Origin of the sequence: Pseudoxanthomonas koreensis (assembly GCF_010093225.1) — a bacterium.
Taxonomy (GTDB): Bacteria; Pseudomonadota; Gammaproteobacteria; order Xanthomonadales; family Xanthomonadaceae; genus Pseudoxanthomonas; species Pseudoxanthomonas koreensis.
Map to the genome: position 1 here is coordinate 65,025 of NZ_PDWM01000004.1, position 18,301 is coordinate 83,325.

The window sequence follows — 18,301 nt, forward strand, 5'->3', positions numbered from 1 at the left end:
GGCTCCGGGTATGCACGGCGCGCAGTGTGCCGCAAAGCGCGGTCCGGTGTTTCAATCGGAATCACTCGCAACTGGCCGCGGGCGGGCGCGCCGGCGTGGCCCGCGCACGCCGTGGAATAATCCACGGCAGCGGAGCCCGCCGGCCCGCGGCCATGCAAAGGGGAAACCATGCTCCGCTGGATCCGACGCCTCGTCGTGTTGTCGCTGCTGCTCGTCCTGCTCCTGGCGCTGCTGGCCTGGGGCCTGCTGCGTGGCAGCCTGCCCGCGCTGGACGGCGATCGCGCGCTGGAAGGACTGGCCGGGCCGGTGTCCGTGCAGCGCGACGCGCTGGGCGTGGTGACCATCGAGGCCGGCAGCCATGCCGACGCGGTGCGTGCGCTGGGCTACGTGCATGCGCAGGAGCGCTACTTCGAGATGGACCTGATGCGGCGCAGCGCCGCAGGCGAGTTGTCGGCGCTGTTCGGGCCGGTCGCGCTTAAGCACGATCGGCGCCAGCGCATGCACCGGATGCGGGCCCGCGCCGAGGCGCAGATCGACGCCTTCGCCGGCGAGCGCCTGCCGCTGCTGCAGGCCTATACAGACGGTGTCAACGCCGGGCTCGGCGCACTGCAGGTGCGGCCCTGGGCCTACCTGCTGCTGCGCCAGCAGCCGCGCGGCTGGGAAGCCACCGATTCGGCACTGGCCGGGTATGCGATGTACTTCGACCTGCAGGATGCCGGGAACAAGCGCGAACTGGCCCTGTGGAAACTGCGGCAACACGTGCCGCCGGCGCTGTACGACCTGCTCGCGCACGACGGCAGCGAATGGGACGCGCCGCTGTCCGGCGAGGCGCGCGGCAACGCGGCCCTGCCGGCGGCCACGCAGGTGGACCTGCGCACCCTGGCGATGCCTGCCGGCGATACGCCGCACCGGCTCGCCGACAAGGGCACGCCCGGCAGCAACAACTGGGCCGTGTCCGGCGCGCTCACCGGCGACGGCCGCGCGATCGTCGCCGACGACATGCACCTGGGCCTGCGCGCGCCCAACATCTGGTTCCGGGTACGCCTGCGCTATCCGAACCCGGACGCGCCAGGCGGGCACGTAGACGTGTCCGGCTTCAGCCTGCCAGGCCTGCCGGCAGTGATCGTCGGCAGCAACGGGCACGTGGCCTGGGGCTTCACCAACAGCTACGCCGACACCGCCGACTGGCACCCGGTGCGTCCCTGTGCGGCGGAGCCGCAAGCTGGCTGCGAAGCGGTGCTGGAGCACCGCGAAACCATCGAGGTCGCCGGAGCGGACGCCGAGACCCTGGTCGTGGCGGAAACCCGCTTCGGCCCGATCCTGCACCCGGCCGATGCAGACCACCCGGCGCTGGCATTGCGCTGGGTCGCGCACCAGCCCGGCGCGCTCAACTTCCGCCTGGCCGATTTCGCCGTGGCCGCCGACCTGGACGCCGCGCTGGCGGTGGCCACGCAGGCGGCCACGCCCGCGCAGAACCTGGTGATCGGCGACCGCAACGGCCGCATCGCCTGGCGCATCCTCGGACCGTTGCCGCAACGCGGCGGCGCCTGCCCAGCGCCGCTGCAGGCGATGGCGGAGACGGTGGCGGCGGTAGACGACTGCGCACCGTGGACGATCAGCACCACGCTGTCGCCGGTGCTCGCCGATCCGCCGCAACACCGGCTGTGGACCGCGAACGCGCGCGTGCTCGACGGCGAGGCCCTGGCCGTGGCCGGCGATGGCGGCTACGCGCTCGGCGCTCGCGCCCACCAGATCCGCGACGGACTGCAGGCGAAGGAGCGTTTCGACGAACGCGACCTGCTGGCGATCCAGCTCGACGACCGCGCCCTGTTCCTGCAGCGCTGGTGGCAGCTGCTGCAGGACGAAGCGGGGCGGCAGCCGCCCGGTTCGGCGCTGCGCGCGCTGGCCGAAGCGGGTGCGACCTGGGAAGGCCGTGCCGCGGTCGAATCGGTCAGCTACCGCCTGGTGCGCGCCTGGCGCCTGGCCGTGCACGCGCGCATCGCCGACGGCCTGACCGCACCGGCGCAGGCCGCGCTGGGCGAGGACTTCGCCATGCCGGACCTGCCGCAGCTGGAAGGCGTGGCCTGGCCGCTGCTGCAGCAACGCCCGGCGCACCTGCTGTCGCGCCGCTACCCCAGCTGGGATGCGCTGCTGGAAGACGCCGCGCGCGAGGTGCGCGACGACCTGGCCGGGAAAGGACCGCTGTCCGCACGCCGCTGGGGCGAACGCAACGTGGCGCGGATCTGCCATCCGCTGGCCAACGCGCTGCCCGGCTTCCTCGCCGCGCGGCTGTGCATGCCGGCCGACGCGCTGCCCGGCGACAGCGCGATGCCGCGCGTGCAGGGCCCGGCCTTCGGCGCCTCCGAACGCATGGTGGTGTCGCCCGGGCACGAAGCCGACGGCATCGTGCACATGCCCGGCGGGCAGAGCGGGCATCCGCTGTCGCCGTTCTGGGGCGCCGGCCACGACGACTGGGTGCACGGCCGGCCGACACCATTCCTGCCCGGAACGGCGAGGCATACACTCACCCTGGAACCCGCGCGCGGACGATGACCGCGGCACCGCGCCCCGCCGGCGGGGCCGTCCAGCGCGAGCCTTCCGCACGCCGCCCACCGTTTTGCCGGCGCACGCCACCAAGGAGCCACGCGATGTCCGCACGCACCGTTGTTGTTTCCGCTTTCTTCCTGGCCTCCGGCCTGCTCGCCGCCTGCAGCTCGGTCCAGCCCGATCCCGGCGTGCCGGGCCGCGCCGGCGCCGCCGCGGGCGCGTGCAACGCCGACGCGGTGGCCTGGGCGGTCGGCCAGCCGGCCAACGAAGAGGTCTTCGCCCGGGTCTGGCGCGAAAGCGGCGCCGGCCTGATCCGGCCGATCGCCCCCGGCCAGGCGGTCACCCGCGACCTGCGGCCGGACCGGGTGAACGTGCATATCGGCGCGGACAACAAGATCACCGCAGTCAGCTGCGGCTGAGCCGAGATCATCGGCGCACGACGGTTTTCCGGAACGCCTGCTCGCGCGGCGCTTCTACCCGGCCAGCGCCTGCTCGTGCACGCCGGCCACCGCACGCCCGGACGGATCGGCCATCTTCGCGAAGCTCGCATCCCAGGCGATCGCCGCCGGCGAGGAGCAGGCGATCGACTTGCCGCCGGGCACCGTCTCCGCCGCCGCCGGCGTGGGGTAGAAGCGTTCGAACAGCGAACGGTAGAAGTACGCCTCCTTGGTCTGCGGCGGGTTCACCGGGAAGCGCCTGTCCGCCGCGGCCAGCTCGCGGTCGCTGACCTGGGCCTCGGCGTGCGCCTTGAGCCCGTCGATCCAGCCGTAGCCGACGCCGTCGCTGAACTGCTCCTTCTGCCGCCAAAGGATCTCCTGCGGCAGGTAGCCGTCGAAGGCCTGGCGCAGCACGCCCTTTTCCATCCGCTGCGGGCCGTCGCTGCCCTTGTGCACCATCTTGTACTTCGCATCCATGCGCATGGCCACGTCGAGGAACTCGCGGTCCAAGAACGGCACCCGTGGCTCCACGCCCCAGGCCATCATCGACTTGTTCGCGCGCAGGCAGTCGTAGTTGCTGAGCGCGTCGAGCTTGCGCACCAGCTCCTCGTGGAACTCGCGCGCGTCGGGCGCCTTGTGGAAATACAGGTAGCCGCCGAACACCTCGTCGCTGCCCTCGCCCGAGAGCACCATCTTCACGCCCATGGCCTTGATCCTGCGCGCCAGCAGGAACATCGGCGTCGATGCGCGGATGGTGGTGACATCGTAGGTCTCGATGTGGCGGATCACCTCCGGCAGCGCATCCAGGCCTTCCTCGAAGGTGTATTCGAAGCCGTGGTGCACCGTGCCCAGCGCCTCGGCGGCGATCTTCGCCGCGGCCAGGTCGGGCGAGCCCTGCAGGCCGATGGCGAACGAATGCAGGCGCGGCCACCAGGCCTCGGTCCTGTCGCCGTCCTCGATGCGGTGGCGGGCGTAGCGCGCCGCCACCGCGGCCACCAGCGAGGAATCCAGCCCGCCCGACAGCAGCACGCCATAGGGCACGTCGGTCATCAGCTGGCGGTGCACCGCGGCCTCGAACGCTTCGCGCAGTTCGGTCGGGGTGACTTCCACGCCTTCGACCGCGGCGTAGTCGCGCCACGGCCGCCGGTAGTACTGGCGCAGCGCCGAGCCCGCCCCGCTGCCGTCATCCAGCCCGCTGTCGTAGTAGTGCCCCGGCGGGAACTGGGCGACGTCGGCGCACTCGTCCACCAGCGACTTCATTTCCGAGGCGACGCGCAGGCGACCTTCGCGGTCGTGGCCCCAGTACAGCGGCACCACCCCGATCGGGTCGCGGGCGATGATTGTCCGGCCACGGGCCTGGTCCCACAGGGCGAAGGCGAAAATGCCGTTGAGGCGCTCGAGGAAGCTGGCCGGTTCGTCCTCGAGGTACAGCGCGTTGATCACCTCGCAGTCCGACTCGGTCTGGAAGGCGTAGGCGCCGGTCAGCTCGCCCTTGAGCGGCTTGTGGTTGTAGATCTCGCCGTTGACCGCCAGCGCCAGGCGGCCGTCCTCCGACAGCAGCGGCTGCGAGCCGCCAGCCGGGTCGACGATGGCCAGTCGTTCGTGCACCAGGATCGCGCCGTCGCCCACGTAGACCCCGCTCCAGTCCGGCCCGCGGTGGCGCTGGCGCTGGGACAGGTCCAGCGACTGCCGCCGCAGGTCCTGCAGGTCGTCGCCCGGCTGCAGGCCGAAGATGCCGAAGATCGAACACATGGGAAAGCTCCTGGGTACTGGTGTGGAGTTACGGATTCGGTCCCGGGCCGCGGCCACAAAAAAACCCGCATCAGGCGGATGCGGGTTTCGTGGTGACCGGGCCGGGTCGGGTGTTCTAGGCCGGGTCGCGCTCCCGCATCGGTCGCGCACGGTTATTGACCGCATTGTTGTTGCGGTTCGAATCGGCCCGGTTGGCGCGCTGCAGGGAATGCATGGGCCGACGGTAACCCGCCCCGCCAGTGCACCGCAACCGTTGCGCGGGCAACTGACAAGGCGCTCACGGCGGCCGGCGAATACTCCGCGGGTGCAGCGGCGGATGTCTCGCCCCGCGCTCCGACGTCACCGGAGAACCGCCTTGCCCGACACCACCCAACGCCTCACCCGTACCGCGCAGGTGGTCGCCCGCCTGGCCCGCCACCGGCGCATCCTCACCGGGCTGGACTGGAGCCACGCGCCCACGCCGGAGCCGACCATCGCCGACGCATCCGGGATCGCCGGCGCGCAGGCCTTCGCCGCCGACCTGGAATCGCTGGGCCCGGCCTTCATCAAGCTCGGGCAGTCGCTGTCCACGCGCCCGGACCTGGTGCCGGCGGCGTACATCGATGCGCTGGACCGCATCCAGGACGAGGTCGGGCCGGTGGAAACCGCGGTGGTCGAGAACATCATCGAGGACGAGCTGGGCGCGAAGATCAGCCGCCTGTTCGAGTCGTTCGATCCGGTGCCGCTGGCGGCCGCGTCGCTGGCGCAGGTGCATCGGGCGGTCCTGCGCGACGGACGCGAGGTCGCGGTGAAGGTGCAGCGCCCGGGCATGGAAGCCGCCATCCGCCTGGACCTGGAAGTGCTGTCCGGCCTGGCCGGCACCGCCGACGCGTTGACCGAGACCGGGCGGCGCATGCATTTCGCCGGCTGGATCGCCGAGTTCCGCAAGGTGCTGCTGCTCGAGCTCGACTACCGGCGCGAAGCGGAGAACCTGGAGCGCTTCCGCGAGCGCCTGTCGGCGTATCCGCAGCTGCTGGTGCCGGCACCGGTGTGGGGGCTGTGTACCTCACGCGTGCTGACCATGGAACTGGTGCACGGCAGCAAGGTCACCACCATTTCCGGCCTGCGCCGCACCGAGGCCGACCTGGCCACGCCGGCCGCCGAGCTGATGCGCGCCTACCTGGACCAGGTGTTCGTGCACGGCGACATCCACGCCGATCCGCATCCGGGCAACGTGCTGCTGTGCGACGACGGGCGGCTGGCGCTGATCGACCTGGGCATGGTCGCGCAGGTGCCGCCGCGCATGCGCGAGCGGCTGCTCAAGCTGCTGTTCGCCGCCGTCGATGCACGCGGCGAGGACGTCGCCCGCGAGCTGGTGGCGATCGGCACGCGGCTGGAGCAGTTCGACGATGCCGCGTTCAACCGCGACACCGGGCAACTGGTGGCGCGCTACGCCACCGGCGGACGGCGCACCTCGGAGGGACGGCTGCTGCTGGAACTGGTGGGCATCGCGGCCGAGCACGGGCTGCGGGTGCCGGCGGAGATCAGCCTGCTGGGCAAGACCCTGCTCAACCTGGAGCGGGTGGCCGGCGCGCTGGACCCGGAGATGGACGTGCGTTCGCTGGTGGAATCGCACCTGGAATCGATCATGCGCGCGCAGCTGCGGCGCTCGTTCTCCAGCGCGAACCTGGCCAGCGAGCTGCTGGAGGTGCAGGGCCTGCTGCGCGACGCGCCGCGAAAGATCTCCGATGCGCTGTCGCTGATCGCCGAGAACCGGCTGCAGGTGCGCCTGGACGGGCTGGAGCACTCGCGGCTGATGGAGAACATGCAGAAGATCGCCAACCGGATCGCCGCGGCGGTGGTGACGGCGGCGCTGCTGCTGTCCTCGGCGATGCTGATGCGGGTGGAGACCAAGGTGCAGCTGTTCGGCTACCCGGCGCTGGCGGTCGTGCTGTTCCTGGTCGCGGCGGTACTCGGGCTGACGATCGCACTGAGTGCGCTGCTGTACGACCGCAAGGCAAAACCGAACGAGCGGCACGGGCCGCACTGACCCCCCGCGGGCTCCCCAACGCTCCCCTGTAGGAGCCCACTTCAGGGGGCGACCCGATGCCGCATGAAGGCGCTGCATTCAACGCGGCCTCTCCGGATGCCGTGCGTTGAACACCGCGTGTTCCAACCCCATCGGGTCGCCCCCTGAAGTGGGCTCCTACAACAGCAGCAGGCGTTCGATGAGGCGCTGGTACAGGCCGGGGAGCGCTTCGAGGTCGGCGACGGAGACGTGTTCGTCGACCTGGTGGATGCTTGCGTTCACCGGGCCGACCTCGATGCATTGCGCGCCGAGCGGGGCGATGAAGCGCGCATCGGAGGTACCGCCGCCGGTGCTCTCCTCCGGCGGCGCGCCGGCGGTTTCGGCCAGCACTTCCCGCGCCACCGCACGCAGGCGGCCCTCGGGGGTATGGAAGGGTTCGCCGCTGCGGTGCCAGTGCAGCGCGTAGTCCAGGCCATGGCGGTCGAGCAGCGAAGCGATCTCCGCCTCCAGCCGCGGCGCGTCCCAGTGCGGGTTGTAGCGCAGGTTGAACAGGACCTGCAGCTCGCCGGGGATGACGTTGTTGGCGCCGGTGCCGGCGTGGATGTTGGAGACCTGCAGGCTGGTTGGCGGGAAGCTTTCGTAGCCGTCGTCCCAGCGGCGCGCGGCGAGTTCGGCCAGCGCCGGGGCGGCCTGGTGGATCGGATTGCGTGCCTTGTCCGGGTAGGCGACGTGGCCCTGCACGCCCTTCACGGTGAGGGTGCCGGAAAGGCTGCCGCGGCGGCCCACGCGCAGCAGGTCGCCGAGCCGGGCGGTGGAGGACGGTTCGCCGGTGATGCACCAGTCGATGCGCTGGCCACGTTCCTGGAAGACCCGGGCGACGCGGCGCACGCCGTCGATGGCGTCGCCCTCCTCGTCGGAGGTGAGCAGCACGGCGAGGGTGCCGGCGTGGCCGGGATGGGCGGCGACGAACCGTTCTGCGGCCACGGCGAAGGCGGCGACGCTGCCCTTCATGTCGGCCGCGCCGCGGCCGTACAGGACGCCGTCGCGCACCTCCGGCGCGAACGGGTCGCTGGACCAGGCCTCGCGCGGGCCCGGCGGGACCACGTCGGTGTGGCCGAGCAGGACCAGCACCGGCGCGCCGCTGCCGTGGGTCGCCCACAGGTTGTCGACCTCGCCGAAGCGCAGGCGCTCGATGGCGAAGCCGGCGCGTTGCAACCGCGCGGCGACCAGCTCCTGGCAGCCGGCGTCGTCCGGAGTCACCGAGGCGCGCGCGATCAGCTCGCAGGCCAGGCCAAGCACTTCGCTCATCGCGCCTGCTCCTCAGCCGATACCGAACAGCTTCTTGAAGCCGTTGTCGGAGAAGCCCTGGCTGAAGCTGCCGTCGTCCTTCACCACCACCGGCCGGCGTACCAGCTGCGGGTGCTCGCGCAGCAGCAGCTTCCACTCCGCCTCGCTGCCGGGCGACTTGCGGTTGTCGGGCAGCTGCCGCCAGGTGGTCGAGGACTTGTTGACCAGCGCGTCGAAGCCGCCGGCCTTGCCGGCCCACTCCAGCAGCTTCTCCGGCGAGGGCTTGTTCTCGCGGTAGTCGACGAATTCATGCGCCACGCCGAAGCGGTCCAGCCACTTCGTCGCCTTCCTGCAGGTATCGCAGTTCTTCAGGCCGTAGATCGTGGTCATGCCCTCAGCCCCGGAGCAGGTCGTTGATGCTGGTCTTGGCGCGTGTCTTCGCGTCGACCTGCTTGACGATCACCGCGCAGTACAGCGAATGCGAGCCGTCGGCGGCCGGCAGCGAGCCGGACACCACCACGCTGCCCGGCGGCACGTAGCCGTAGCTCACCTCGCCGGTGGCGCGGTTGTAGATGCGGGTGGACTGGCCGATGAACACACCCATGCCGATCACGCTGTGGTGGCCGACCACCACGCCCTCGACCACTTCCGAGCGCGCGCCGATGAAGCAGTGGTCCTCGACGATCGTCGGGCTGGCCTGCAGCGGTTCGAGCACGCCGCCGATGCCGGCGCCGCCGGAGATGTGGCAGTGCTTGCCGACCTGCGCGCACGAACCCACCGTGGCCCAGGTATCGACCATGGTGCCCTCGCCCACGTGCGCGCCGATGTTGATGAAGCTGGGCATCAGCACCACGTCCTTGCCCAGGTGCGCGCCACGCCTGGCGATCGTGCCCGGCACCACACGCACGCCGAGCTTGCGGAACTCGGCTTCGCCGTAGTTGCCGAAACGCGCAGGCACCTTGTCCCAGAACGGCGCCGGCTGGCCCTCCATGACCACCATGTCGTTGACCCGGAAGTACAGCAGCACCGCCTTCTTCAGCCACTCGTTGACCTGCCAGCCGCCCTTGCCGTCAGGCTCGGCGACGCGGAACTCGCCGCTTTCCAGGCCGCCGATCACCCGTTCCACCAATGGCCGGGTCGAGCCGTCGATCTCGTCGATGGTCAGCGCGGCGCGGCGCGCGAACGCGCTCTCGATCGAGAACTTCAGTTCCTCCAGGCCGGGGCCTGCGGGCACGGCGGCGCGCTTGCGCGCGGTCTTGCGGGTGGCGGTCTTCTTCTTCGGCGGCTGGGCGGCCATCAGCGGGGGGCTCCGGTCGGTGTGCTGTCGGGTTCCAGCCGCTCGCGCAGCTCGGCGCGCAGGGTTTCCTGCGCCGCGGCGTCCAGCGGCTGGTCGTGTTCATCGGTGATCTGGAACAGGTCCTCGACCCGCTCGCCGAAGGTGGCGATGCGCGCATCGTGGACCCGCAGGCGGCTGGCGCGCAGGGCCTGGGCCACGTCGGCCAGCAGCCCGGGGCGGTCCGGGCAGACCAGCCCGAACACGCTGCGGCGGCCGTCGGTGGTGGCGCCGAAATCCACCTGCGGCGGGAAGCGGAAATGGCGCAGCTGCCGCGGCGCGGCGCGGCGCGGGGCGCGCACTTCGTCCAGGTTGGCGGTGGCCAGCGCCTGCCGCAGCGCCGCCTCCAGCTGGCGCGGGTCGCCGCTCGCGTAGCTGTCGGCCGGCAGCACCTCGAAGGTGTCGAACACCGTGCCGTGCGGGCCGATCAGGATCCGCGCCTGGTGCACGCCGTAGCCGTGGCGGTCCAGCGTGGCCACGATCGCGGAGAACAGGCCGTCACGGTCGGGCGAGTGCACGAACACCTCGAGCGCCCCGCCCTGCCCGGCGCCGCCGACCGGCCGCACGGCGACCCCGGTGTCGCCCATGCGCAGGTCCACCAGCGCCCGCGCCTGCCAGGCCAGCTGTTCGGGGCGGTAGCGCAGGAAGCTTTCTTCCGGCATCTCGGCGAACTGGCGGTCGATGGTGACGTCGTCCAGGCCGTGCGCGCGCACCAGTTCGCGCGTGGACTCGCGCGCCTCGGCGACGCGCGCCTCGACGTCGACCGGTGCCTCAAGCCCCTCGCGCAGCACGCGCCGGGTGGACAGGTACAGGTCGGCCAGCAAACGGTCCTTCCACGCGTTCCACAGCTTGGGGCTGGTGCCGGCGATGTCGGCGCAGGTGAGCAGGTACAGGTAGTCCAGGCGTTCGCGGTCGCCGACCAGGGCGGCGAAGGCGCGGATCACGCCCGGATCGGAGATGTCCTGCTTCTGTGCGGTCACCGACATGCGCAGGTGCTGCTCGACCAGCCAGGCCACCAGGCTGGTGTCGGACTCGCTGAGGCCGTGCGCGGCGCAGAATTCGCGCGCATCCACCGCGCCCAGTTCAGAATGGTCGCCGCCGCGGCCCTTGGCGATGTCGTGGAACAGGCCGGCCAGCAGCAGCAGTTCGGGCTTGCGCAGCCGCGGCCACACTTCGTGGGCGATGGAAAAGCGCTCGTCGGGCTGGCCGCTGGCGAAGGCGGCGAGGTTCTTCAGCACCATCAGCGTGTGCTGGTCGACGGTGTAGGCGTGGAACAGGTCGAACTGCATGCGCCCGGACACCTGCGCGAACGCCGGCAGGTACTGGCCCAGCACGCCCAGCCGCGCCATCCGGGTCAGCGTCTCCACCGGCCGCGGGCCGCGCAGCAGGGCCATGAAGCGCGCGCGCGCCGCGGGGCCGGCGTCGGCATAGGCCGGCAGGTGGCGCAGCGACTCGGCCAGCGCGCGCGCCGTGCGCGAATGCAGGCCACGCACCTGCGCATGCTCGGCCCAGGTCGAGAACAGCGCCAGCACCTCGCGCAGGTCGCCATCGGGCCACCACGACGCGGTCGCGGCCAGGTAGCCGCGGCGCAGGACGAAGCCCGGATCCAGCGGCTCGGCCTCGGCCTCGCCGTCGAAGGTCTCCTCGAAGCGCTGCAGCAGCCGGTCGCTGATCCGGCGCACGATCGCCGCGCTGCGGTAGAAGCCCTGCATCATCTGCTCGACGCCCAGGCTGTGCGCGTCGTCCTCGTAGCCCAGGCGCCCGGCCAGCGCCTTCTGGTAATCGAAGCCCAGCCGTTCCTCCGGCCGCCCCGCGACCAGGTGCAGGCCGAAGCGCAGCCGTCCCAGCGCCTGCCGTTCGCGGACCAGCGCGGCCGCTTCATCCTGGCCGAGCTGGCCGAGGCTGACCAGCGCCTCCAGGTCGCGTACGCCGAAGGCGCGCTGCGCCATCCACGACAGCGTGTGCAGGTCGCGCAGGCCGCCGGGGCCTTCCTTGATGTTCGGCTCCAGGTTGTCGGAAGTGTCGCCGTGGCGCCGGTGGCGCTGTTCCAGTTCCTCGCGCTTGGCCTGGAAGAATTCGCGCGGCGGCCAGATCCGCTCCGGCGCGATCGCCGCCTCCAGCGCCTCCATCGCCGCGGCGGTGGCCACCACCGGGCGTGCCTCGAGCAGCGCGGTCATCACCGTCTGGTCGGCCGCCGCGGCGGTGCATTCGGCCGGCGAACGCACCGCGTGGCCGACCGGCAGGCCGATGTCCCACAGCAGCGCGAAGAACGCCGAAAGTCCGGTCTGGTACTGCTGCTGCGCCTGCGGCTCGGCCAGCACCAGCAGGTCGATGTCCGAGCGCGGGAACAGTTCGCCGCGGCCGTAGCCGCCGACCGCAATCAGCGACAGCGGCGCGCCGGCGGGCAGGCAGTCGTGCCAGGCGCGCTGCAGGATGTCGTCGACCAGGCGCGCGCGCAGCGCCAGCAGCCGGTCGATGTCGACCTCGCGGCCGTAGCGCCTGAGCAGGCGGGCATCGCCCTGTGCCAGCAGTTCGCGGGCCTGCGCGGCCCATTGCGCCGGGGACGGGCCCAGCGTGGACGTGCCCGGGGATGCGGCGTGCGCGGGAACGGTCTCCATGCCGGTGCCCACGTCCGCGCCGCTCACGCCGGGGGGGACGTCTGGCCGGAGGCCAGCAGGGACGCGTCGCCGGCACCCAGCGTCAGCACGTCGACGCCGTCCTCGGTCACCGCGACCATGTGCTCCCACTGCGCCGAGAGCTTGCGGTCCTTGGTCACCACGGTCCAGCCGTCGGGCAGCACCCTGGTGTAGCGGGTGCCCTCGTTGATCATCGGCTCGATGGTGAAGGTCATGCCCGGGCGCAGCACCAGGCCCTCGCCGGGGCGGCCGTAGTGCAGCACCTGCGGCTCGTCGTGGTAGACCTTGCCGATGCCATGGCCGCAGTACTCGCGCACCACCGAGAAGCGCTCGGCTTCGGCGTACTGCTGGATCGCATGGCCGACGTCGCCCAGGGTCGCGCCCGGCCGCACCGCGCGGATGCCGCGCCACATCGCCTCGAAGGTGGTCTCCACCAGCCGCTTCGCCATCACCGACGGGGTGCCGACGTAGTACATGCGGCTGGTGTCGCCGTGCCAGCCGTCCTTGATGACGGTGACGTCGATGTTGAGGATGTCGCCGTCCTTGAGCACCTTGCCCGGGCCGGGGATGCCATGGCAGATCACGTTGTTGACCGAGGTGCACAGGGTCTTCGGATAGCCGCGGTAGCCGACGTTGGCCGGGGTCGCGCCCTGCACGTTGACGATGTGGTCGTGGCAGATCCGGTCGAGCTCCTCGGTGGATACGCCGGGCTTCACGTGCGCGGCGATCATTTCCAGCACTTCGGCGGCCAGGCGGCCGGCGATGCGCATCTGCTCGATTTCCCCGGGGGTCTTGATGTGCATGGTCATGCGGGGATTATCGCCGATCGGGGGCGATTCCTGAACGCCGCGTCCGCGGCGTCGCCGGCAGGCTGTACCGGATCCGGCGGCCCCCCCTCGATAGCCCCCGGATGGCCGCATCCCGCGGTTTGCCCCGGAAGCGGCCGCGGGCTATACTCCCGCGGCTTCCTTCCGCGCCCGTCCCCGACGGGGCCGCCCACGCCGGGCGGGGAAGCGCCAGGGAGGCCCAACCCCGGAATCGTTGGTGCGAGTCCTTCGCAAGGGCCCGCACATCCATGTGCGGACTGTCCAGAAAAAGCCGCACCTGCGACGCGATTCCACTGCCAGGAGTTCCAGCAATGCCCCAGATCACCATGCGCCAGATGCTCGAAGCCGGCGTCCACTTCGGCCACCAGACCCGTTACTGGAACCCGAAGATGGCCCCGTACATCTTCGGCGCCCGCGGCAAGATCCACATCATCAACCTCGAGAAGACCGTCCCGCTCTTCTCCGACGCGATGAACTTCATCTCGGCCATCGCCCAGAAGCGCGGCACCATCCTGTTCGTCGGCACCAAGCGCAGCGCGCGCGAGGCGATCAAGGAAGAGGCCGAGCGTTGCGGCCAGCCGTACATGACCCAGCGCTGGCTGGGCGGCACCCTGACCAACTTCCGCACCGTGAAGCAGTCCGTTTCGCGCCTGAAGGAGCTGGAAGCGGCCGAGACCGACGGCACCTTCGACAAGCTGGTCAAGCACGAAGTGCTGGGCCTGCGCCGCGAGCGCGAGAAGCTGCTGGCCTCGCTGGGCGGCATCAAGGAGATGAACCGCCTGCCCGACGCCCTGTTCGTGATCGACATCGGCCACGAGGACATCGCGATCAAGGAAGCCAGGAAGCTCGGCATCCCGGTCATCGCCGTGGTCGACACCAACTACGACCCGGCCCTGGTCGACTACGCGATCCCGGGCAACGATGACGCCATCCGCGCCGTGCAGCTGTACGCCCGCGCCGCCGCCGACGCCGTGCTGGAAGGCAAGGCCGCCGCCCCGCACGCGGCCCACGTCACCGAAAGCGACTTCACCGACGCCACCGAAGGCGACGGCAAGGCCCCGCGCCGCGCCCCGGCGAAGAAGGGCCCGGCCCGCAAGAACGGCAAGTCCGAGGACGGCGACACGGCTGCTGCCGCCGCCGAGTAAGACGCACCACAGGCGGCCGCCCCGCGGTCGCCGCCTGGCCGGAGGCAGGCGCAACGCGCCCGCCTCCGTGCCACCGGGCCGGATGGCCGGGCCTGCGCCCGCCGCGACCGCCACCAGCCCGCCCCGCCCGCGCGGGGCCACATTCATCACATAACGAGGTAATCCCGTGGAAATCACCGCTTCCCTGGTCAAGGAACTGCGCGAGCGCACCGGCGCCGGCATGATGGAGTGCAAGAAGGCGCTCACCGAGAACAACGGCGACATCAACGCCGCCGCCGAGGCGCTGCGCAAGTCCGGCGCCGCCAAGGCCGACAAGAAGGCCGACCGCGTCACCGCCGAGGGCCGGATTGGTGTTGCCCAGGCCGGCGGCAAGGCCGTGCTGGTCGAGGTCAACTCCGAGACCGACTTCGTCGCCAAGGACGCCAACTTCATCGCCTTCGTCGACGCGGTGGCCAAGGCCGCGCTGGCTGCCGGCACCACCGACATCGAGGCCCTCAAGGCCGCGAAGCTCGCCTCCGGCGAGTCGGTCGAGGAAGCCCGCGCCGCCGCCATCCAGAAGCTGGGCGAGAACATCCAGGTCCGTCGCCTGGCCCTGGTCGACGGCGGCAACAACGTCGGCGCCTACGTGCACACCAACGGCAAGATCGGCGTGCTGGTCGACCTGGCCGGCGGCAACGCCGAGCTGGCCAATGGCCTGGCGATGCACGTGGCGGCGATGAACCCGCCGTACAACAAGGCCGCCGACGTGCCGGCCGACTTCGTCGCCAAGGAGAAGGAGATCGAGCTGGCCAAGATGAGCGAGAAGGACAAGGCCAAGCCGGCCGAGATCCTCGAGAAGATCATCAGCGGCAAGATCAACAAGATCGTCAACGAAGTGACCCTGTACGGCCAGAGCTACGTGCTGGACGGCGACAAGACGGTCGAGCAGGCGGTCAAGGCGGCCGGCGGCGACGTCGCCGGTTTCCAGCGCCTGGTGGTCGGCGAGGGCATCGAAAAGGTGGTCGAGGACTACGCCGCCGAAGTCGCCAAGGCGATGCAGGTCTGATCCCCGCTCCATCGCTGCACCGGAAAAAGCCGCGGCCCTCCGCGGCTTTTTCTTTGGTTTTTCTCGTGGGCGCCCGACGGTTCGTCGGTTCGTCGGCAAGGGCGTCGGCTCCGGTGGGGCAGAACGGCGGCCCCCGCCGGAGCCGACGCCCCACTGCACTATGCATCGATGCGCTAGAATTCACGCGCCCCCACCCCTGCCCCGAGACCGCCATGTCCGAGCTCGCCTACCGCCGTGTCCTGCTGAAACTCTCGGGCGAGGCGCTGATGGGAGCGGAAGACTACGGCATCGACCCGGTGGTGATCGGCCGCATCGCCCAGGAGATCATCGAAGTACGCGAGGCCGGGGCCGAGATCGGCCTGGTCATCGGCGGCGGCAACATCTTCCGCGGCGCCGGCCTGGCCGCCGGCGGCATGGACCGGGTCACCGGCGACCAGATGGGCATGCTGGCCACGGTGATCAACGCCCTGGCCATGCAGGACGCGCTGGAGAAGCTCGGCGGCAAGGTCCGGGTGATGAGCGCGCTGAAGATCAACGACGTGTGCGAGGACTACATCCGCCGCCGCGCCGTGCGCCACCTGGAGAAGGGCCGCATCGGCATCTTCGCCGCCGGCACCGGCAACCCGTTCTTCACCACCGACTCGGCCGCCGCCCTGCGCGCGATCGAGATCAACGCCGACCTGCTGCTGAAGGCGACCAAGGTCGACGGCGTCTACGACCGCGACCCGAAGAAGCACGCCGACGCGGTCCGCTTCGAGGAACTGGACCACGACGAGGTGATCGCCCGCGACCTGCAGGTGATGGATACCGCCGCCTTCGCCCTGTGCCGCGACCACGGCATCCCGCTGCGGGTCTACGACATCTCCGTCCCCGGCAGCCTGATGCGCATCCTCAAGGGCGAGGGCGTCGGCACCCTGGTCCGCGCCCGCCGCTGAGCCCCGCTCCGGTCCGTCCGGCCGCTATCGCAGGCCTCCCCGCGGAAGGCGCCGTTGCGCCCGCCCCCGCCGCCGCGCGGGCCATCCGGGCCATTACCCGTATAATCGGCCGATTCGGCATTTTCGACGGAATACGGCGATGCTCAACCAGATCAAGCAAGACGCACAGAACCGCATGGCGAAGAGCATCGACGCCCTGCGCCACAACCTGGTCAAGGTCCGCACCGGGCGCGCCTCCACCGGCCTGGTCGACACCATCAAGGTCAGCGCCTACGGCAGCGACGTGCCGCTGTCCCAGGTCGCTGCGGTGTCGGTCTCCGACGCCCGCTCGCTGGTGATCACCCCCTGGGACAAGGGCATGGTCGGCGCGGTCGAGAAGGCGATCCTCGCCTCCGACCTGGGCCTGACCCCGAACACCGCCGGCACCACCATCCGCCTCAACCTCCCGGCCCTCACCGAGGAGCGCCGCCGCGAGCTGACCAAGGTCGTGCACGGCGAGGGCGAGGACACCAAGGTCGCCGTCCGCAACATCCGCCGCGACGCCAACCAGCAGGTCAAGGACCTGCTCAAGGAAAAGCAGGTCACCGAGGACGAGGTCCGGCGCGCCGAGGAGGAGATCCAGAAGATCACCGACAAGGCAATCAAGGATGTCGACGAGGTGGTCAAGGGCAAGGAACAGGAACTGATGGCGGTCTGAGCGGTCTGCTTCCCGCATGACTGCAGATCCCGCCACCGCCGACGCGCCGGTCCCCCGCCACCTGGCGATCATCATGGACGGCAACGGCCGCTGGGCCCAGCGCCGGCGCCGGCCGCGCGTGATCGGCCACCGTGCCGGCGCGCGCGCGGTCAACCTGGTCATCGACTTCTGCCTGCAGCGCGGGATCGGCGCGCTGACCCTGTTCGCCTTCTCCAGCGAGAACTGGGGCCGGCCGGAAGAGGAAGTCGGCGCGCTGATGAAGCTGTTCCTCAACGCGCTGGAGCGCGAGGTCGACGAACTGCACCGGCGCGGCGTACGCGGGCGCTTCATCGGCGAGCGCGCCCTGTTCGCCGACGCGATCCGCGCGCGCATGGCCGCGGCCGAGGCGCAGACCGCCGGCAACGATCGCCTGCAGCTGGCCATCGCCGCCAGCTACGGCGGCCGCCAGGACATCGCCGCCGCCGCCCGCGCGCTGGCCACGGATGTCGCCGCCGGCCGGCTGCGCCCGGAAGAGATCGACGAAGCGGCGGTCGGTGCGCGCATGGCACTGGCCGACCTGCCGGCGCCTGACCTGTTCATCCGCACCGGCGGCGACCACCGCGTCAGCAACTTCCTGCTGTGGCAGCTTGCGTACACCGAACTGTGGTTCACCGAAACCCTGTGGCCGGACGTGGACGCCGGCGTGCTGCAGCAGGCCCTGGACGACTACGCCCGGCGCGAACGCCGCTTCGGGCTGACCAGCGCCCAGCTCGGCGCGGAGGCCACCGCATGACCCGTACCCGCGTCATCGCCGCGCTGGTGATGGCCCCGCTGGCCATCGCCGCGATCCTGCTGCTGCCCACGCCGTGGATGGCCGCGCTGGCCGCGCTGGTGGTGCTCGCCGGCCTGTGGGAGTGGCTGAAACTGGCCGGGATCGACGACACCCTGCCACGCACCGTGCTGGTGGGCCTGAACCTGCTGCTGATGGTGCTGCTGGTCTGGGCCTCGCGCGGCGACGGCGGCTTCTCGCCTGTGCTGTTCCAGCTGGCCTCCCTGGCCGGCGTGGCCGGCTGGCTGCTGGCGCTGCTGTGGCTGTGGCGCCCGGGCTTCACCGCCGGCGACGCGGCCTGGACCCGCGCCTTCAAGCTCGCCGCCGGCACCCTGGCGGTGGTACCGGCCTGGTGCGCGCTGTGCCTGGTGCACTCGGACAACTTCACCGCGCTGGCCGCCTCGCCCGCGCTGCAGGCCAGCGGCCACCGCTGGCTGCTGGCGGCGCTGGCGCTGGTCTGGGCGGCCGATTCGGGCGCCTACTTCGCCGGCCGCACCTTCGGCCGGCGCAAGCTGGCGCCGACCATCAGCCCGAACAAGACCGTCGAGGGCGCGGTCGGCGGCGTGGTCGCCGGCGTGGCCGTGGCCCTGGCCTTCGGCAGCTTCGCCGGCGCCACCGCGGCGCAGCTGCCGGCGCTGGCGCTGGTGGCGCTGGCGGCGGTGCTGGCCTCGATCGTCGGCGACCTGGTGGAAAGCCTGCTCAAGCGCCAGGCCGGGGTGAAGGATTCCGGCCACCTGATCCCCGGCCACGGCGGCGTGCTCGACCGCATCGACGGCGTGCTCGCCGCGCTGCCGGTGTTCGCGCTGGGCAAGGACATCCTCGGTTTCTGAGCCCGGCCCGGATC

General features: G+C 71.2%; 15 protein-coding genes. 9 read left to right on the forward strand and 6 right to left on the reverse strand.

Annotated elements, in window-relative coordinates; all coding sequences use genetic code 11:
• The first annotated feature begins 168 nt into the window (after positions 1-168).
• Both CSC64_RS02375 and CSC64_RS02380 read left to right on the forward strand, forming a co-directional pair.
• Positions 169-2,553, forward strand: coding sequence for a penicillin acylase family protein (locus CSC64_RS02375; RefSeq protein WP_162433733.1), 2,385 nt, complete (start codon positions 169-171; stop codon positions 2,551-2,553).
• Positions 2,554-2,648: 95 nt separating this feature from the next.
• Positions 2,649-2,966 (forward strand): I78 family peptidase inhibitor, encoded by a 318-nt coding sequence (locus tag CSC64_RS02380; protein WP_162433734.1) that lies wholly within the window; start codon positions 2,649-2,651, stop codon positions 2,964-2,966.
• Between the two features lie 54 nt (positions 2,967-3,020).
• Here CSC64_RS02380 and asnB read toward each other — a convergent pair whose 3' ends face one another.
• On the reverse strand, positions 3,021-4,736 hold the full coding sequence (gene asnB, locus CSC64_RS02385) for an asparagine synthase B (protein ID WP_162433735.1): 1,716 nt from the start codon (positions 4,734-4,736) through the stop codon (positions 3,021-3,023).
• A 316-nt stretch (positions 4,737-5,052) separates the two neighbouring features.
• On the opposite strand from asnB, the gene CSC64_RS02390 reads away from it, so the two are divergent.
• Complete coding sequence (locus tag CSC64_RS02390) at positions 5,053-6,765, forward strand: ABC1 kinase family protein (protein ID WP_162433736.1); 1,713 nt, start codon at positions 5,053-5,055, stop codon at positions 6,763-6,765.
• A gap of 156 nt (positions 6,766-6,921) precedes the next feature.
• On the opposite strand, the gene dapE is transcribed toward CSC64_RS02390, so the two are convergent.
• Genes dapE through map form a run of 5 tightly spaced genes read right to left on the reverse strand, consistent with a single transcriptional unit; the run spans position 6,922 to position 12,809 of the window.
• Positions 6,922-8,052: a succinyl-diaminopimelate desuccinylase gene (gene dapE, locus CSC64_RS02395; RefSeq protein WP_162433737.1), complete on the reverse strand. Its 1,131-nt coding sequence runs from the start codon at positions 8,050-8,052 to the stop codon at positions 6,922-6,924.
• Between the two features lie 12 nt (positions 8,053-8,064).
• The gene (locus tag CSC64_RS02400; protein WP_162433738.1) at positions 8,065-8,421 is read right to left on the reverse strand and encodes a Spx/MgsR family RNA polymerase-binding regulatory protein; all 357 of its coding nucleotides are present in this window, start codon (positions 8,419-8,421) and stop codon (positions 8,065-8,067) included.
• 4 nt (positions 8,422-8,425) lie between these two features.
• Positions 8,426-9,328, reverse strand: coding sequence for a 2,3,4,5-tetrahydropyridine-2,6-dicarboxylate N-succinyltransferase (gene dapD, locus CSC64_RS02405; protein ID WP_162433739.1), 903 nt, complete (start codon positions 9,326-9,328; stop codon positions 8,426-8,428).
• Positions 9,328-11,982: a [protein-PII] uridylyltransferase gene (glnD, locus tag CSC64_RS02410; RefSeq protein ID WP_162433767.1), complete on the reverse strand. Its 2,655-nt coding sequence runs from the start codon at positions 11,980-11,982 to the stop codon at positions 9,328-9,330. The genes dapD and glnD overlap by 1 nt, the downstream gene beginning before the upstream one ends.
• A 23-nt stretch (positions 11,983-12,005) precedes the next feature.
• Positions 12,006-12,809 carry a type I methionyl aminopeptidase gene (gene map, locus CSC64_RS02415; RefSeq protein ID WP_162433740.1) on the reverse strand — a complete coding sequence of 268 codons (804 nt, stop codon included), beginning with the start codon at positions 12,807-12,809 and terminating at the stop codon, positions 12,006-12,008.
• A gap of 329 nt (positions 12,810-13,138) precedes the next feature.
• On the opposite strand from map, the gene rpsB reads away from it, so the two are divergent.
• From rpsB to CSC64_RS02445, 6 genes are all read left to right on the forward strand, one after another.
• Entirely contained in the window at positions 13,139-13,972 is an 834-nt protein-coding gene (gene rpsB, locus CSC64_RS02420; protein ID WP_162433741.1) for a 30S ribosomal protein S2, read from the forward strand.
• Positions 13,973-14,138: 166 nt separating this feature from the next.
• Positions 14,139-15,017, forward strand: coding sequence for a translation elongation factor Ts (gene tsf, locus CSC64_RS02425; protein WP_162433742.1), 879 nt, complete (start codon positions 14,139-14,141; stop codon positions 15,015-15,017).
• A gap of 212 nt (positions 15,018-15,229) precedes the next feature.
• On the forward strand, positions 15,230-15,952 hold the full coding sequence (gene pyrH, locus CSC64_RS02430; RefSeq protein WP_162433743.1) for a UMP kinase: 723 nt from the start codon (positions 15,230-15,232) through the stop codon (positions 15,950-15,952).
• Between the two features lie 139 nt (positions 15,953-16,091).
• On the forward strand, positions 16,092-16,649 hold the full coding sequence (gene frr / locus CSC64_RS02435; RefSeq protein WP_162433744.1) for a ribosome recycling factor: 558 nt from the start codon (positions 16,092-16,094) through the stop codon (positions 16,647-16,649).
• A 16-nt stretch (positions 16,650-16,665) separates the two neighbouring features.
• On the forward strand, positions 16,666-17,421 hold the full coding sequence (gene uppS, locus CSC64_RS02440) for a polyprenyl diphosphate synthase (RefSeq protein WP_162433745.1): 756 nt from the start codon (positions 16,666-16,668) through the stop codon (positions 17,419-17,421).
• Complete coding sequence (locus CSC64_RS02445; protein WP_162433746.1) at positions 17,418-18,287, forward strand: phosphatidate cytidylyltransferase; 870 nt, start codon at positions 17,418-17,420, stop codon at positions 18,285-18,287. The genes uppS and CSC64_RS02445 overlap by 4 nt, the downstream gene beginning before the upstream one ends.
• Positions 18,288-18,301 lie beyond the last annotated feature (14 nt).

Coding starts and splice junctions, on each gene's coding strand:
- CSC64_RS02380 (WP_162433734.1), top strand. CDS start 2,649: ATGTCCGCACGCACCGTTGTTGTTTCCGCTTTCTTCCTGGCCTCCGGC.
- frr (WP_162433744.1), top strand. CDS start 16,092: ATGCTCAACCAGATCAAGCAAGACGCACAGAACCGCATGGCGAAGAGC.
- CSC64_RS02375 (WP_162433733.1), top strand. CDS start 169: ATGCTCCGCTGGATCCGACGCCTCGTCGTGTTGTCGCTGCTGCTCGTC.
- rpsB (WP_162433741.1), top strand. CDS start 13,139: ATGCCCCAGATCACCATGCGCCAGATGCTCGAAGCCGGCGTCCACTTC.
- CSC64_RS02390 (WP_162433736.1), top strand. CDS start 5,053: ATGTCTCGCCCCGCGCTCCGACGTCACCGGAGAACCGCCTTGCCCGAC.
- map (WP_162433740.1), bottom strand. CDS start 12,809: ATGACCATGCACATCAAGACCCCCGGGGAAATCGAGCAGATGCGCATC.
- asnB (WP_162433735.1), bottom strand. CDS start 4,736: ATGTGTTCGATCTTCGGCATCTTCGGCCTGCAGCCGGGCGACGACCTG.
- dapE (WP_162433737.1), bottom strand. CDS start 8,052: ATGAGCGAAGTGCTTGGCCTGGCCTGCGAGCTGATCGCGCGCGCCTCG.
- CSC64_RS02400 (WP_162433738.1), bottom strand. CDS start 8,421: ATGACCACGATCTACGGCCTGAAGAACTGCGATACCTGCAGGAAGGCG.
- dapD (WP_162433739.1), bottom strand. CDS start 9,328: ATGGCCGCCCAGCCGCCGAAGAAGAAGACCGCCACCCGCAAGACCGCG.
- uppS (WP_162433745.1), top strand. CDS start 16,666: ATGACTGCAGATCCCGCCACCGCCGACGCGCCGGTCCCCCGCCACCTG.
- pyrH (WP_162433743.1), top strand. CDS start 15,230: ATGTCCGAGCTCGCCTACCGCCGTGTCCTGCTGAAACTCTCGGGCGAG.
- glnD (WP_162433767.1), bottom strand. CDS start 11,982: ATGGAGACCGTTCCCGCGCACGCCGCATCCCCGGGCACGTCCACGCTG.
- CSC64_RS02445 (WP_162433746.1), top strand. CDS start 17,418: ATGACCCGTACCCGCGTCATCGCCGCGCTGGTGATGGCCCCGCTGGCC.